Below are 15,432 nucleotides of genomic sequence, written 5' to 3'. Positions count from 1 at the left end.
ATTTTCAGGAATTTTCAAGGTTAGGGAATTTTATCAGGTTATTCAGGACCTAAAAGAGAACTACTGCTGGCTTCCCTCCCCGAAGGGAGGGAAATAGCTGTCATAGGAGAAAAGGTATTTCTCAATGAAGTCGCATAGGACGTGCCCAAGGGTTATGTGAACTTCCTGTATTCTGGGAGTGGAAAAGCTCTTAACAACAAAGCAGTGGTCGGCTACTTTTGCAAGCTCGCCACCGTCCCTGCCGGAAAATCCAACTGTAAGAAGCTTTTTCTCCTTAGCTTTCAGGACAGCATTTATGACGTTCTTAGAATTACCGCTTGTGCTTATTGCTATAAGCACGTCCCCTTCCTCGCCCAGAGCTCCCACCTGTCTTTCAAATATTCTATCAAACGAGTAATCGTTCCCAACGGCAGTTAAGATCGAAGTATCCGTCGTGAGAGCTACTGCCGGCAGCGGCCTTCTCTCCATCCCGAACCTGCCAACAAGCTCCGCCGCTATGTGCTGACAGTCAGCGGCAGAACCGCCGTTACCGCAGAGAAGTATTTTCCTCCCCTCCTTTACCCTCTTGGCAATCTCAAGGAAAACCGTGTATATCTTTTCCCGGTTCTCCTCAACAAAGGCTCTCTTTAGGTCAGCGCTCTCTACAAAGGAATAGTATATAAGCTCCTTCATGCGTTCATTGCCTTCAGGAAGTCTTCGTTGGTCTTATATTTCTTCAACTTTTCAAGGAGGAACTCCATCGCCTCAACTGGAGACATGGAAGTAAGGAGTCTCCTTAAAATCCAAACGCGGTTGAGCTCCCACTCAGGTAAAAGGAGCTCTTCTTTACGCGTTCCCGACTTCTGAATGTTTATTGCAGGGAAGATACGCCTTTCAACAAGCTGCCTGTCAAGGACTATCTCCATGTTACCAGTTCCTTTAAACTCCTCAAAGATAACATCATCCATCCTACTACCTGTCTCTACTAAGGCCGTAGCTATTATTGTGAGACTACCGCCCTCCTCTATGTTCCTCGCAGCACCAAAGAACCTCTTTGGCTTGTGGAAGGCGTGGGCGTCAATACCACCAGAGAGTATCTTTCCACTGGGAGGAGTAAGGGTATTGTAAGCCCTTGCAAGCCTTGTGAGAGAGTCAAGGAGAATGACAACGTCCTTTTTATGCTCAACAAGCCTCTTTGCCTTCTCTATAACTATCTCTGCAACCTGAGCGTGCCTTTCGGGAGGTTCGTCAAAGGTTGAGCTGATAACCTCGTCTGCAAGGGTATTTCTCTTCATATCGGTAACTTCTTCCGGACGCTCGTCTATCAGAAGGATAATGAGGTAGGTCTCCGGGTAGTTTGTCTTTATAGCGTTGGCCATCTTTTGGAGGAGGACAGTTTTACCTGCCCTTGGAGGAGCAACTATAAGTCCCCTCTGTCCCTTACCAACAGGAGTGATAAGGTCAACAACCCTTGTTGAGAGCTCCGCAGGGTCGTTCTCCAGCCTGAAGCGCTCGGTGGGGTGAAGAGGTGTCAGCTGGTAAAACTGGGGTCTTGTCTTTGCAACTTCTGGAGGCTCCCAGTTTATCGCGTCAACCTTTAGGAGAGCGTAGTACTTCTCACCTTCCTTTGGAGGTCTTACCTCTCCCGCAATCGTGTCGCCGGTCCTTAAACCAAACTTTCTTATCTGGGAAGGAGAAACGTAGATGTCACTTGAGCTTGGCAGGTAGTTATTTTCTGGAGAGCGCAGGAAACCAAAACCATCAGGCAGAACTTCAAGAACTCCCACTCTAAAAATGGCACCCCTTCTCTCTGCATCCTTCTCAAGTATCTTCCTTATAAGCTCCTGCTTCTTGACGAGCTTAACGTCTATACCGAGGGATTTGGCTATCTTCCTGAGGTCAAAAATGCTCATTTTCTGGAGCTGGTCAATAGTAAATCCTTGGGTAGCATTTTCCGCCATAAAGACGTTCCTCCAAACAGGGTTTGGGATTTTTAGTGAAGCTGTTTAGTAAGATTCCTCTTCTCCCTCTCTCTTCCTTCCAGATAGTTTGGCAATCCATATACTCAGCTCATAAAGTCCAAGAAGAGGCAAAGCCATCATCACTTGAGAGAAAGCATCAGGAGGCGTTAGTACTGCAGCTACTATGAATATTACAAGGATAGCAAATTTTCTGTTCTTCTCTAACATCACGTAATTTATTACTTCCAGCTTTGAAAGCAACCACACAACAACCGGAAGCAGGAAGACAAAACCAAAAGCAAGTATCATCTGAATGACGAAGGATATATAGCTCCCTACCGTGATTTGAGGAGTTAACAGGTCTCCCATAAATCCTAAAAGGAACCTAAGGCCAAAAGGAAGAATAACGAAGTAGGCAAAAAGAGCTCCCAAGAAGAAGAAGAAAATGGAAAAGAACATAAAGGGTAGAGCGAACTTCTTCTCGTGCTCGTAAAGGCCGGGTTCTATAAACTTCCAGACCTGATAGAGGACGTACGGAAAAGCAATTAGAATACCCGCAAAAAACGTGACCTTTAGTGCCGTGAAGAAGGCCTCTGGAGGTGAGAGGAATATTAATTTCCCCTGAAGGTTTTCCGGTAGTGGCCTTTCTAAGAATAGGAGTATATCCTTTTTAAAAGGCCACGCAACCAGAAAGCCAACTACGATAGCTATTACAGAGCGGAAAATTCTCTGCCTAAGCTCCTCTATATGCTCTGTAACCGGCAGTTCTTCGTGGGGATCAACGGTTCTCTTTGTTGACATGTCCTCGCTACTGTTCCTTGACCTTTATTTTTTCTACCTTTTCAGCCTCGGCTACTGTTTCTTTTTCTTTTTTCTCAGCAGACTTCTTTTCCTCTTCCTCGTCAAGTATTCCAGAGGAAGCCCTCCTGAACTCCCTTATGGCCTTTCCAGTAGAGCGTGCAAGCTCAGGGAGTTTCTTAGGCCCAAAGATTAGCAGTGCAATCGCAAAAATAAGCAAAAGTTCCTGAGTTCCAAGACCAAACATATTTCCTCCGCTAAATAGATGATTTCGTAGCTTCTTTTAGCTCTTTGAGGAGAGCTCTAAGCCCGTCCATATCGCCCTTTTCTATCCGCCTAACTACGGCGCTACCGACAACGAAGCCATCAGGAGTATTATACATCTCCCTTATGTGCTCTCCCCGCGATATGCCAAAACCTACAACAGTCCTCTTACCGGTAATTTCCTTTATCCTACGGATGTCTCTCTCTATCTCCTCATAGGCAAGCCTCTCCCTTTCCCCCGTTATGCCAGTAACGGAAACGTAGTAGATGAACTCTCCGGTAACCTCTCCAATCTTTCTAACCCTTTCGTCAGTGCTGGTTGGAGCTGCAAGGAAAACGGGGGAAAGCTTTAGTGACTTCACCTTCCTTGCAAAATCCTCCCCCTCTTCTGGAGGAAGGTCTGGCACGATGAAGCCGTCAACGCCAACAGCCTTTGCGTCCCTTATGAACTTTTCCTCTCCGTAAACGAAAATTGGGTTGTAGTAACCCATGAGGAGTATAGGCTTTTCCCTCTCAAACTCCCGTAATTTCTCAACGAGCTCAAAAACTCTCTTCGTGTTTGCCCCTGAAGAAAGGGCCCTCTCGTGGGCCTTCTGAATCGTGGGACCGTCGGCAAGAGGGTCAGAAAAGGGCATTCCCACTTCTAACATGTCGGCATACTCTAAGAGCAACCTAAAGATCTCTACCGACTTAGAACAGTCCGGATCACAGGCCGTTGCGTAAACTATTAACGGCTTTTCGCCTTTAGCTTCAAGGGATTCAAAGCAGTTTCTTATTCTTTCCATACCTTCTCCAGAAAAAGTAGAGTAGAAGAGCAGCAGATAGAACAGTAACGCCGATAAGCTTATGCTTAATGATAAATGAAAAGAACTCACCTATCAAGTTGCCAACTACAAGGTAAGATAAAACCCAAAGAAGAGCTCCTATAACGTTGTAGAGGGTAAACTTCCAGAAAGGCGGCCTGAAAGCTCCAATGACTACGGGAAGAACAGCTCTCACAACCGGTATAAAACGTCCAAAGACAACGGTAAGCTCTCCTCTCCTCCTTATAAGCTTTCCTACCCTCTCAAAGTCCTCACGGGAAACTTTTAAGAAGGATAGGTACTTTTTTAGGGGCTCCTCACCCAGAAAGTACCCTGCAAGGTAGGAAACCGTATAACCAAGAACTGTCCCAAAACTTGCACAGATTAGGAAAGAGGATGGAGGGATAACGCCCTTTGAGGCGAGAACGCTACCGACAATCAGTATCTTTTCAGCCGGAAGGAGGAGACCAAGCAGAAGTCCCGTCTCAAGGAAAGCCCACAAAAAGAGGAAAAAGCAGGCAAGCTCCGGATGGCTCTTTATGAACTGGGTTGAAACTTCAACAAGGCTCCCAAGCTCCACTTGACACCCTTAGCCTTCTTAACTAAACTTCACAAGCACAGCAGAGCCGAATTATATCAGGAGGTTCATTAAATGAAAAAGGGCATCCACCCCGAATACAGGGAAACGAGAGTTATCTGTGCGTGCGGCAACACGTGGGTAACGAGGTCCACCAAGTTCCCAGAAATCAGGGTTGAAGTGTGCAACCAGTGCCATCCCTTCTTCACGGGAACCCAGAAGCAGAAGGTTATGAGGGGTAGGGTAGAGAAGTTTATGGCCAAGTACGAGGGCAAGTACTAAAATGGGTATTACCCTCCTATCCCAAACCGACGATATGCTGAAAGTTATCGCTACTGCAGCCCGGGTCTGCTACTCCGGGCTGCCGCTTGAACAGCTCCTTTCCCGCTACTCTGAAGAGGAAGACAGGCGTTTAATAAAGAAAGTAGTGGGAATGGGGCACCTATCCGTCGTTGAGCACGGCGTTATGACCTTTAAAGTGGATGACTCGTTTAAAGAGGAGCTATTCAGGATAATGATTGATAAACCATTCCTAAAGATAACGGAAACTGAGGATGGTTTCATAGTCTCTTTAAACCTCAGGACAATGATAGAACTCTTAGCAGAAAAACCTGAACTAAGGTTTACAAAGGAAATTTCAAAGTTCCTGCCAGACTTTCTACCTAAGCCGAAAAGTCAACAGTAACACCCCTTTCCCCTTTAAAGATTTCCCTCTTCTTCTCATCACCGTAGCTTAGGTCATCAGAAACCCGAAAGAGGACAAGTTTAAATCCCTCTTCTTCAAGCTCTCTCCTGAAGGACTCCTCACTCTTCCTTAAAATTCCCCTGAGCTCTTCACTCTCCGTTACAGCCTCAACCGAAAGGCTTTCATTAAGAAGCTGAATAAAAATTCCCAACCTTCCAAAGCGGGTTTCCACCTCAACGTAAACCTTCTGAATGTCATCTTCCTTAGGCGCAAAGTAAACGTCCCCCTTAAACTCCTCATCAAAGATAAAGGGAAAAACCACAATACCGCTAACAACAAAAACAGACTGAAGGGATAGGAAGGAAGTAACCAGCTCCTTGATTGAGCCCTTCGTAAGTTTTTCTGGGAGCTCTTCCTTAACGCTCTCAAAGACGTCATCCTCTAAAAGAAGTAACAGGGAAAAAAGAGAAAAGGGAGAAAAAAAGGTTTTGCTGAGCGAATTGGAGATACCCTTTAAGAACTTTCCGAATTCTTCTTTAAGCTCAGGGTAGTGGAGTGATACGTAGTTAGCAAGGAAGCTAAGAACTTTTGGGTTTTTTAGAACCTCTAAGGTGAGGAGGACTCTATCGGCAGAAAACTTTGGTAAAAGTAACCTTAACTTCCCAAGGACAGTCTCTAAAAGCTCTTCTTCCTTTACCAGAGAGAGCTCTATCCGAGGGTGGAGGGACTTTAAGCGAAAAAGGAGCTCCTCTCCAATTTTAAACTCCCTGTTAACCTCAACGTCTGCAATCAGGATTAAGTGTCCTGAGCGAAGCTTTGCCTTACCTTCTGGGGTAAAACCCTCAAACGTCGCCTTTATAAGGAGAGAGCTCAGCTCCTCCTCTACACCTTTTTTCTGCGCTCCCGAAGAAATCGTTGAGAGGAGCTTTTTCATATCGTGGTAGGAAAAGTTCTCCAACTTTTGAGGAAGGTTCCTTGAAATTCCCTCAAGGGGGACAATCCCCTCTATCCGCCTTATCTCCAAGCTCCATCCCCTTCATTCAGTTAATCAAAAAGGTCGGTAGAGAGGTACCTCTCTCCAGTGTCGGGAAGTACCGTAACAACCCTTTTGACTCTCCCCGTCTCCTTAGCAACCTTTACAGAAACGGCAACGTTAGCCCCAGAAGAAATTCCTGAGAGAATCCCAAATTCTGACGCTAAGAGCTTTGCATACCGTTTAGCCTCTTCGTAAGAAACTGTCTCTACCCTGTCAATCAGTGAGGTATCTAAAACGGCCGGAATAAACCCTGCACCTATTCCTTGAATTTTATGAGGACCTGCCGGTTTTCCAGAGATAACGGCAGACGTATCAGGTTCAACGGCAACGCAGAGGCAGTCTGGATTTACCTCCTTAAAGCGCCTTGAAACACCCGTAAACGTCCCGCCCGTTCCGATACCGGCAACAAAAACGTCCGGAACAACTCCCATCTGTTCAAGTATCTCCTTGGCGGTAGTCCTGTAGTGAACTTCTGGATTCACAGGATTCTCAAACTGCTTGGCAGGGAAGTAGAGCTCCGGGTTATTCTCAACGAGTTCCCTTGCTTTCTTTACAGCTCCCGGAATTCCTTCCTCTGCCGGTGTCAGGATTAGCTCTGCCCCGTAGGCTTTCAGGATTTTTTTCCTCTCCTCACTCATGTTCTCCGGCATAACGATTGCACACCGGTAACCCTTCGCTGCACACACCAGTGCAAGGCCTATGCCGGTGTTACCGCTCGTAGCCTCTATGACAATTTTGTCAGGCGTTAAAAGTCCTCTTCTTTCTGCATCCTCAATAATTGCAAGGGCAACCCTGTCCTTTATAGAACCTCCGGGGTTAAACATCTCCAGCTTCAAGAAAAGCTCAACGCCTTCAATCTCTACCCTTAAAAGGGGCGTATTCCCTACCTCTTCAAGGATAGACCGCAACAATGTCTTCATCCTTTAATTCCCCCAAAACAAAAACTCTCTTCTTCCTCCTCTTCGTCTCACCTATAACTCTATCAAAAACCGAAGGCCTAAAGACTATAAAACCTCCAACGTGCTTTGCCCCTTTCCTGAAGAAGAAATCGGAAAGTTCAAACTCCTCCTTCCACTTTAAATAGAGCTCCTCAGGAATGCCCCTTAAGAGCTCTCCGTTAACAAGGAAGCGAACCAAGTTCTTTTGGAGCTCCTTCCTTACAAAGCGAAGCCTTGCATCCCTTGTTATATTTCTCCTTACCGCCTCCTCTAAGGTTATATCTTCCGTTAGGTACTGGCAGACAATCTTAACGATTTCGTTTATCCTGTCCGGAACAATCTCCCGGCTTCCCTTATAGGTTATACGCCTGTGCTTTACGTTGGGGAGTATCTGCAAGGTTGCTCCCTTCATCCTCTCGCTACTGTCAACGATACCACCAACTACTATGAGGGTATCCGGCGTCACCTCCTCGTGTGTAAACTCCTCATCTCCGAAGGGGTCAAGGACTATGACGTTTTCTACTTTCGGCAGGGAGCTGTAAAGCTGAAACGGAACAGATGGATAGAAAAATTCCTCCAGTATCTTGATAGCTTCGTCACCTGCAGAGGTGACGATGAAATTCTCGGGGGTCAAATAATCCTTAATAACTCCGTAGGCTATCTCAAGCTGAACCATAAGGCTCTTTCTCTCTGAAGGAAGGAGCTTATCAAAAAGAGACATATCAACGGCAAAGGTAGGGTAATTAAAGCTTATACCGCTAAAGTCAACGCTTCCTCTCGCCTTGACAACTGCAGAGTCCGGCTTTACATCTCCTCGTAGAGCAAGGAGCTCCACTCCGTCGCACTCGCCCACGACCTTCCCCGGCAGAATGCTCTCTCCGAACTCCTCTTCTTTCAGAATTCCCAGCTCACCCTTCACGAGCTTATAGGCAATCCTGTTAAAGACATCTCCTCTGCCGGGGTAAAACAGGAGCTTTGGCCTTTTAAGACCCTCCTCCTTCAGTCTCTCTGCTACGAGGCACTTAGGTCTCTTGAACTTCATGTCCCTTCCAATCTGGTAGAATTTGAACCATCACCTTTTCAGGAGTCTCACAGATGGGAAAGATTTTATCCGAAAAATTTATCTCAGAATACAAGGAAAAGTTCACTGAAACATTCGTAGAACAGAGCAAGAAGCTCTCAAGATGCATCCTCTCAGAAAACGCAGTCAGGACATTAGCTATTAACATATACGACACCATCTTTATACTGAACTCTAAGGAGAAGTTTCACAAGCTCCTAAAAAAAGCCCTTGAAAGCAACGTTGACTTCTCAGAGTGCCTCACAAAATCAATGATGATACTGATAAAGGACTACGTAGACCACCTAATCACAATATCTCCTTCCATAGATGAGCTCAAAAGGCTCATTGAACATGTAGAAAGCTACTTAGTTGAAGCTACAAGAGTTCAAAGAGAATACATAGAAGCCCTGAGGAAAGAATCTGAGAAGGCCGGCGAAAAGGCGGTCAAGAAGACGTTCATGAATGTATTCTCCCTCATAAAGGAAAAACAAATCCCAGTAAAGGCAATAACGTTCTTTAAACAGGTTCCCGTAGCCTGTAACGCCACGGTCGTCCAGACAGAGGAGTCAGGTATAACGCTATCCTTGGAGAACTGCTCTTACCTTAAAGCCTTCTACGAGTCTAAGATTACGTACCTCAAAATATCCAACGCTCCAAAGCCTGTAAAGGCCGAAGTCATAGAGTTCCACCCTGAGAGGAAACAGATAAAAATATCAAACCTCTCCTTTGAGGAGATACCTCAGGAGAAGAGAAAGTACGTAAGGGTTGAGCCCGAGGAGAGCTTCAGCGTTGTCGTTGAAAGCGAAAGAGGAAAACTTACCGGAATTGTCGCAGATATATCCATCGGCGGGATAGGCGTTCTTTTCCACGTAAATCCTGAACTCCTTCCGGGCAACAAAGTAAAAGTATCCTTTCCGCTTGATGGAAAGAGAATGATAGTAGATGGTGAGGTTAGGTACATTACTGAGCAGGACAAGCTCTACAGGATGGGAATTCAGTTCCACCTTAAGCCCAAAGAAGAGGAAGCTATCTCCGAGTACATAATGAGGAGGCAGTTTGAGATTCTGAAAGAACTCAAAGCTTTTTAAACTTTCTCTTTACAACATCTATTGGTTCCGGTTTTCCAAAGTAGTAGCCCTGAGAGTAGTCTATTCCTATTTCCTTAACCAGCTCAAAGATTTCACCGCTGGAAACAAACTCCGCAACCGTTTTTATCCCAAGCTCCTTGGAGAAAGATACAATAGCCTCTGTCAAGGCCCTTGCTCCTCTATCCTCCGGTAGCCTTTTAATTATTGAACCATCTATCTTCAGGTAGTCAACCCTAAGTTTCATTAAGTTTTCAAAGTTTGAATAACCGGTTCCAAAGTCATCAATAGCAAACTTACAGCCAAAAGTTTTTATCTCTGAAACAAAATCGTGCAGTAAGCTGTAGTTCTCTATCTCTTCTGTTTCCAGAATCTCAAAAGTTAACCTGTCCGGAGAAGGGAACCTTTTGAGTGCATCCAGAATAAAGTTTACAGTCTTTTCTGAAAGCAGGTCCTCAAAGGATATGTTGACAGAAACATCAAAAGGTAAGTTTTCAAAATCTTCCAGAACGCGCCTGAACATCTCACGGGTAAGGTCGGGATAAATACCTGCCTTCTTCGCAACCGAAAGAAACATACCGGGAGAAACGAAATGGCCATCCTCGTCAACCATCCTAACCAGAGCTTCAAACTTTTCAACCTTTCCAGTAGCGTTATTGTAAATAGGCTGGTAGAAAGGAATAATTCTGTGATCCTCAAGAGCTCCTCTAACTTTCTTTATCCACAGCATGTTTTTCAGGTAATCAAAAGAGTGACGACCGAAGGACATTTCAAAAATCTTCACCCTCCTTCTCCTTGCCTCATTTAGAGCCATTTCAGCGTAGGCCAGTAAGTTCTTCTTATTCTCCTTAGTAGCAGCAAATCCTGCCTTAAAGTTAAGGAAAACGTCTACGTCCCCACACCTAAAGGCAGCGTTTTCAAGTGCATTTATTATTTCCCTACAAAAGGCCAGAAACTCCTCCTTCGTAAGGCTCTTCTTTCCGAGGTCATACAGGAGAGCAAACTCATCGGACTGAACCCTGTAAGGGAGAACGTTCTTGCTAAACTTCTTAAGTTCTTTTCCTACTTGCTCTAAAATTGCATCACCTTGCTCTTCTCCAAAAAGTTCGTTTAAATGGTTGAAGTCAGAAATGTCCAGAACGCAAATAGCAGGATATTCTGCCTTATAGATATCCTCCAGTAACTTGTTCCTATTGGGCAGCCCAGTTACGGTATCATAGTTGAGGAGATGGTAAAGCCTCTGCCTACTTTCTTCAAGCTCAGTGACATCGTGACAGATTACAACAAATTCAATGATCTTTTTTCCTTCCTTAGAAATAGGAACAATCGTCGTATCAACAACACACTTTTTGTCTGCTTTACCTTTGCCTACAAGCCTCCCTTTCCACAGTTTCCCCTCTTTTACTGCCTTAAGGACATCGTGAAAGGTATCTTTGTCAGTAAAGGTCTCAAAAACAAAACTTAAATGCTTTCCAGTAACTTCAGAGGCTTTATAACCACTAAGTTTTTCAAACTCTTTGTTAGCATAAGTTATTATTCCCTGAGAGTCTGTCTTCAGGATAACATTACTCTCATCAACGGCAAGCTTATAATTTTTAAGGAGGGTTACTGTTTCCTTTAACCTTTCAAGGGCTGTATTTAGGGCCCTTGCCACTCTTCCAAATTCATTTCTATCAGAAATCTCCACTTTAACATCAAAATCACCCCGAGAAATTCCATCAGCAACCCTAAGTATCTCGTTAAGCGAAAGGCCAATAGTCCTGTAAATAGTAACCGCAGTACAGGTTAAAAACGAAGAAAAGAGGATTAATGCGAGAGCTTCTACCGTAAAAGAGCCCAAGTAAACCTTTTTTCTCTCTTTTAGAAAACTCTGAAGGTAATCAGTTAAAGAATCGTAGAGGCTATAAACCCTATCAATAATCTCAGAAGACCTGTCAAAAAAACTAATCGGGTCAAGAGTTGAGTTAAACTTTATAATGAAGGATAACTCTACAAAATCAAGGTAATTGTCAACTTTTGCAAGAACATCGTGAAACTCTACGTGTATACCTTGGGGTAGCTGGATATTATTAACTGTCCAGCCAACTACGCTCCTGTAGCCAGAAAGAAGCCTGTAGAGCTCTACTATATCTTCCTTTTCTTCCTCCTCCAGCTTCTTTTTGGCAAGAATCCCGCTCCCCAGCCCACGAACTCTTCCAATGATTTCGGTAAGCTGCGGAAGTTCTATTAGCGCTACATCTGCCAAAGTCCTGATATAAGGTTCAGAATCCACTAATAGCCCATCCTTTATTGCCTCGTCCTTCGCAAACTCCAACAATCTGCTGATAAGCAAAGTATGTCTATCAAAAATCTCCTTAGCAGAAAACCCTTTTTCCAAAAAGGAAGAGAGAAGAAGAGATTTAAACTGCAGGTACATCTTTTCTAAATCTTTTTTCTTTTCAGGTTCTTTGCACCTCCTCAAACACTCCTTAAACTGTTCCTTAATTTCCCGCTCCAAATCCAGAACTCGTTCCTTTACCCTTTTATCACCATTAAGGTAGATAGATAACAGTCCTCTGTGCTTCTGAAGTAGTGAAACGATGTATATATGATGTTTTATATGTTCAATACATCTTAACTCTTTGTCTTTCTTGATATATTTAGATATTCCAGAATAAACGGACTTTCCCGTCATTAAAACCATAGGAAAGATAACAAGAGAAATAAGCATTAGTATTCTTGCTCTAATAGAGAACTTGTTCCAGAACCTGAAGTAGAGCATAGAAAGCTTTTTCCAGAGCTCCAAATAGACCTCACAAACTGGTTTAGAGTTCAAAGGATGTTAGAATCTTTCTACTATCTTACTAAACTATACTCGGAGGAAGTGTTGAAAAGGGGAATAGCAGAAGTTCCCGGTATCTTGTGTGGAACTGGCTTTGGAGGAATAAAAAAGACACAGAAAAAACTGGATAGGCCAGACACCCTTTTGATAGTAACAGAAACCCCTTCTGTCTTTGCGGCCGTTTATACGAGAAACGACGTGCAGGCCGCTCCTATCAAGTTCTCAAAAGGTATTAGCAGCAAGGTAAACGGTATAGTTGCAAACAGCGGGAACGCAAACGCCTGCACTGGAGAGCAAGGTCTTAGAGACGCCCAAAGGATGGCAGAACTCGCAGGCCGTTACTCCGGAAAAGGAGCTCCCTTCTTAGTCGCCTCAACCGGCGTCATTGGAGAGCTCCTCCCAATGGATAGGGTAGAAAAGGGGATAAAGGAAGCAGCAGAGAACCTTGGAAAGGCTAAAGGAGAAGAACCTGCAAGGGCAATAATGACGACGGATACCTTTCCGAAAACGGCCTTTGCAGAAGGTAAGGGTTACGTCATCGGAGGAATCGCTAAAGGTGCCGGAATGATAGACCCTGCAATGGCAACAATGCTCTCATTTATAGCAACAGACGCAAAAGTTCCTCCTGAGCTCCTCCAGAAGGCTTTAAAAGAAGCTGTTGACGTTTCCTTTAACGCAATCACTGTTGACGGAGATATGAGTACCAACGACTGCGTCTTTCTGCTCTCCACAGGTAAATCGGACGTCACCATTACAGAGGAAAACTACGAGGAGTTTAAGGAGCTCCTTACAAAGGTGCTTAAAGAACTTGCATACCAGATAGTTAAGGACGGCGAAGGAGCTACAAAGGTAGCCAAGATAGTGGTTAAAGGTGCAGAGACAAAGGAGCAAGCAAGAGCCGTTGCAAGGAAAATAGCCCTCTCACCACTTGTAAAGACGGCCATTTTTGGTTGCGACCCCAACTGGGGAAGGATCATCGCAGCGGCGGGAGCTGCGGGAGTAGGGATAAAAGAGGAGAAGGTGGAGCTCTACATCGGCAAATTCCTCCTCTTTAAAGGCGAAAGGGCTGACTACGTTGAAGAAGAGGTTTATAAGTACATGAAGGAGAGCTCCGAGATTACAATAGAGCTGAACCTGAACTTAGGAAATGAAAGCTTTGAGTACTTAACCTGCGACCTTTCTTACGAATACGTAAGGATTAACGCGGAGTACAGGACATAACTTAAATGTTTGGTAAACTTTCAGAACTTTAAGAACATTTAGCAAGGGGTTAAGATGGCAACAAAAGAAGAATTCCTTCCTAAATGGATTGCATGGGAAATAACAAGGCGTTGTAACCTAAAGTGTATCCACTGCCGCTCCGCCTCAACGATGGAGTCTGAGCAAGGACACTTCTCATTTGAAGACGCTAAAAAACTAATGGACGATATAGCCAAGCTCTCAAAGCCAACAATCGTCCTCACAGGCGGAGAGCCCCTCCTAAGGGAAGACGTGTGGGACATTGCCGCCTACGGAACGGAGAAAGGCTTTAGGATGTGCATAGCGACGAACGGAACCCTCGTTGACGATGAAGTCTGCCGCGAGATGAAAAGGGTCGGAATAAAGATGGTCTCCCTCTCCTTAGACGGTTCAACTCCCGAGATACACGACGATTTCAGAAAGCAGCCGGGAGCCTACGAAGGGGTAATGAAGGCGGCAGAGCTCTTTAAAAAACACGGAATTCCTTTCCTCATAAACTCCTCCTTCACCAAAAGGAACGCCTTTGACATTCCAAACGTTTACAAAAAGGCAAGGGAAATTGGAGCAAGAGCTTGGTATATGTTCTTAGTCCTACCGGTAGGAAGGGGAGAGGAGGCAAATGCGGAGCTCCTCAATGCAGAGGAAGCTGAATACTGGCTCAACTGGCACTACGAGCTTGAGAAGGAGTTAATCCTAAAAGGAGATAATACAATCTTGGTTCGTCCAACCTGTGCTCCCCACTACTACAGAATCTTCAATCAGAACGCCAAGAGGGATGGACTAAACCTAAAGAGGAGAAACCTCTCCTTTGGAACCGGTGGAGGAAAGGGATGCGTTGCAGGCCAGTACATCGCCTACATAGACTGCCACGGCTGGCTTAGACCCTGTAGCTACTTCCCCATATCGGACGTAAACGTCTTTGACGTTCCCTTTGACAGAGCTTGGTTTGAATCAAAGATTATGCAGGACATGAGAAAAATAGAGGAGTTTAAAGGACGCTGCGGCTCCTGTGAGTACGTGAAGATCTGTAACGGCTGTAGAGTCCGCGCCTACTGGGAGCACGGCGACTACATGGAGGAAGACCCTATCTGCAGGTATATCCCGGTGAAAATGAGGAAGAACAAAGAAAAGACGGAGGACAGATGAAGGATTACCCACTCCTTAAAGCAGCAAGAGGAGAGAAGACTGACTTTACTCCAATCTGGATTATGAGACAGGCAGGAAGGTACTCTGCACGTTACAGGAAGATAAGAGAACAAGCGGGCAGCTTTATGGACCTATGCAGGAACCCTAAGCTTGCAGCAGAGGTAACACTAATTCCAATTGATGAGATTGGTGTTGACGCTGCAATACTCTTTTCTGATATCTTAGTTCCAGTAGAGAAGATGGGGATTGACGTTCAGTTTGTTGAAGGGAAAGGCCCTGTTCTAAATCCAAAAATTGAAACTGTTGACGACGTTGAGAGGCTAAAAATTCCAGAGCCTGAGAAAGATTTACCGTACGTCCTTGAAACAATTCAGATAATAAAGGAGAAACTAACGGATAGACCCTTAATAGGCTTTTCCGGCGCACCCTTTACGCTTGCAAGCTATATGCTGGAAGGGGGGAGCTCCAAAAACTACATAGCTGCTAAAAGTACAATGTGGAACAACCCAGAACTTTGGGATTCCCTTATGAGCAAGCTGACAGACACGGTAATAGAGTACCTGTCCGCCCAAATAGAGGCCGGCGCTGACATCGTCCAGATTTTTGATTCATGGATGGGAGTTCTCTCCAAAGAAGACTACGAAAAGTTCGTCTTCCCCTACACGGAGAGAATAGTCAACGAGCTAAAAAGGAGACATCCAGAAACGCCGATAATCCACTTTGGCGTAAACTCCTCCCACCTCTTAGAAGTCAACAACAGGTTAAACGTGGACGTAATAGGCCTTGACTGGAAGACGGAAATTTCCTTTGCCCTTGAGAGGATAGATAAGTCCATTCAGGGCAACCTTGACCCTGTAGCCCTCTTTGCCGATGAGAGAACAATTGAAGAAAAGGTTAGGAAAATCTTAGAAGAAGGACTAAAGGCAAGGGGACACATATTTAACTTGGGACACGGGATACTGCCCCAGACAGACCCGAAGAAGGCCAAGTTCTTAGTTGACACAGTCCACAGAATAAGCAAGGAACTCAAAGGTTAG

16 protein-coding genes are annotated in these 15,432 nt (G+C 44.9%); 6 read left to right on the top strand and 10 right to left on the bottom strand.

Annotated features, from left to right (window positions below; genetic code table 11):
• Positions 1-60: 60 nt before the first annotated feature.
• From CLV27_RS03835 to CLV27_RS03810, 6 genes are read right to left on the bottom strand one after another with little or no spacing between them, the layout of a single operon-like run.
• Entirely contained in the window at positions 61-672 is a 612-nt protein-coding gene (locus CLV27_RS03835; protein ID WP_132525988.1) for a D-sedoheptulose 7-phosphate isomerase, read from the bottom strand.
• A complete protein-coding gene (rho, locus tag CLV27_RS03830) occupies positions 669-1,940 on the bottom strand; it encodes a transcription termination factor Rho (RefSeq protein WP_132525986.1) in 1,272 nt (423 codons plus the stop codon). The genes CLV27_RS03835 and rho overlap by 4 nt, the downstream gene beginning before the upstream one ends.
• Positions 1,941-1,985: 45 nt before the next feature.
• Positions 1,986-2,741 (bottom strand): twin-arginine translocase subunit TatC, encoded by a 756-nt coding sequence (tatC, locus tag CLV27_RS03825; protein WP_132525984.1) that lies wholly within the window; start codon positions 2,739-2,741, stop codon positions 1,986-1,988.
• A 7-nt stretch (positions 2,742-2,748) separates the two neighbouring features.
• Entirely contained in the window at positions 2,749-2,985 is a 237-nt protein-coding gene (tatA, locus tag CLV27_RS03820; protein WP_132525982.1) for a twin-arginine translocase TatA/TatE family subunit, read from the bottom strand.
• A 10-nt stretch (positions 2,986-2,995) separates the two neighbouring features.
• Positions 2,996-3,787, bottom strand: a complete 792-nt coding sequence (gene trpA / locus CLV27_RS03815) for a tryptophan synthase subunit alpha (RefSeq protein ID WP_132525980.1) — start codon at positions 3,785-3,787, stop codon at positions 2,996-2,998.
• Positions 3,762-4,385 carry a DedA family protein gene (locus CLV27_RS03810; RefSeq protein WP_132525978.1) on the bottom strand — a complete coding sequence of 208 codons (624 nt, stop codon included), beginning with the start codon at positions 4,383-4,385 and terminating at the stop codon, positions 3,762-3,764. Before CLV27_RS03810 ends, trpA begins: the two co-directional genes overlap by 26 nt.
• Positions 4,386-4,457: 72 nt before the next feature.
• On the opposite strand from CLV27_RS03810, the gene rpmE reads away from it, so the two are divergent.
• Together rpmE and CLV27_RS03800 are read left to right on the top strand one after the other, a co-directional pair.
• Positions 4,458-4,664 (top strand): 50S ribosomal protein L31, encoded by a 207-nt coding sequence (rpmE, locus tag CLV27_RS03805; protein WP_132525976.1) that lies wholly within the window; start codon positions 4,458-4,460, stop codon positions 4,662-4,664.
• A 1-nt stretch (position 4,665) separates the two neighbouring features.
• Positions 4,666-5,067: an FAD-dependent thymidylate synthase gene (locus CLV27_RS03800; RefSeq protein WP_132525974.1), complete on the top strand. Its 402-nt coding sequence runs from the start codon at positions 4,666-4,668 to the stop codon at positions 5,065-5,067.
• Here the strand turns inward: CLV27_RS03800 and fliK are convergent.
• Genes fliK through CLV27_RS03785 form a run of 3 tightly spaced genes read right to left on the bottom strand, consistent with a single transcriptional unit; the run spans position 5,045 to position 8,083 of the window.
• Positions 5,045-6,091, bottom strand: a complete 1,047-nt coding sequence (gene fliK, locus CLV27_RS03795; RefSeq protein WP_132525972.1) for a flagellar hook-length control protein FliK — start codon at positions 6,089-6,091, stop codon at positions 5,045-5,047. The genes CLV27_RS03800 and fliK overlap by 23 nt on opposite strands.
• Positions 6,092-6,111: 20 nt before the next feature.
• Positions 6,112-7,023, bottom strand: coding sequence for a cysteine synthase A (cysK, locus tag CLV27_RS03790; RefSeq protein WP_132525970.1), 912 nt, complete (start codon positions 7,021-7,023; stop codon positions 6,112-6,114).
• Entirely contained in the window at positions 6,995-8,083 is a 1,089-nt protein-coding gene (locus CLV27_RS03785) for a tRNA (guanine-N1)-methyltransferase (RefSeq protein ID WP_132525968.1), read from the bottom strand. The genes cysK and CLV27_RS03785 overlap by 29 nt, the downstream gene beginning before the upstream one ends.
• Positions 8,084-8,136: 53 nt before the next feature.
• Here CLV27_RS03785 and CLV27_RS03780 point away from each other — a divergent pair, with 53 nt between their 5' ends.
• On the top strand, positions 8,137-9,192 hold the full coding sequence (locus CLV27_RS03780; protein ID WP_132525966.1) for a PilZ domain-containing protein: 1,056 nt from the start codon (positions 8,137-8,139) through the stop codon (positions 9,190-9,192).
• Here CLV27_RS03780 and CLV27_RS03775 read toward each other — a convergent pair.
• On the bottom strand, positions 9,179-11,974 hold the full coding sequence (locus CLV27_RS03775; protein WP_132525964.1) for an EAL domain-containing protein: 2,796 nt from the start codon (positions 11,972-11,974) through the stop codon (positions 9,179-9,181). The genes CLV27_RS03780 and CLV27_RS03775 overlap by 14 nt on opposite strands.
• An 81-nt stretch (positions 11,975-12,055) precedes the next feature.
• Here CLV27_RS03775 and argJ point away from each other — a divergent pair, with 81 nt between their 5' ends.
• The 3 genes from argJ to hemE are packed head-to-tail and all read left to right on the top strand — an operon-like array spanning position 12,056 to position 15,432.
• Positions 12,056-13,231, top strand: coding sequence for a bifunctional glutamate N-acetyltransferase/amino-acid acetyltransferase ArgJ (gene argJ, locus CLV27_RS03770; protein WP_132525962.1), 1,176 nt, complete (start codon positions 12,056-12,058; stop codon positions 13,229-13,231).
• Positions 13,232-13,285: 54 nt separating this feature from the next.
• Complete coding sequence (locus CLV27_RS03765; RefSeq protein WP_132525960.1) at positions 13,286-14,395, top strand: radical SAM/SPASM domain-containing protein; 1,110 nt, start codon at positions 13,286-13,288, stop codon at positions 14,393-14,395.
• Positions 14,392-15,432, top strand: a complete 1,041-nt coding sequence (hemE, locus tag CLV27_RS03760; RefSeq protein WP_132525958.1) for a uroporphyrinogen decarboxylase — start codon at positions 14,392-14,394, stop codon at positions 15,430-15,432. The genes CLV27_RS03765 and hemE overlap by 4 nt, the downstream gene beginning before the upstream one ends.

The organism is Phorcysia thermohydrogeniphila, from assembly GCF_004339575.1.
Classification (GTDB): Bacteria; Aquificota; Aquificia; order Desulfurobacteriales; family Desulfurobacteriaceae; genus Phorcysia; species Phorcysia thermohydrogeniphila.
This window is presented reverse-complemented; position numbering and strand designations above follow the sequence as displayed.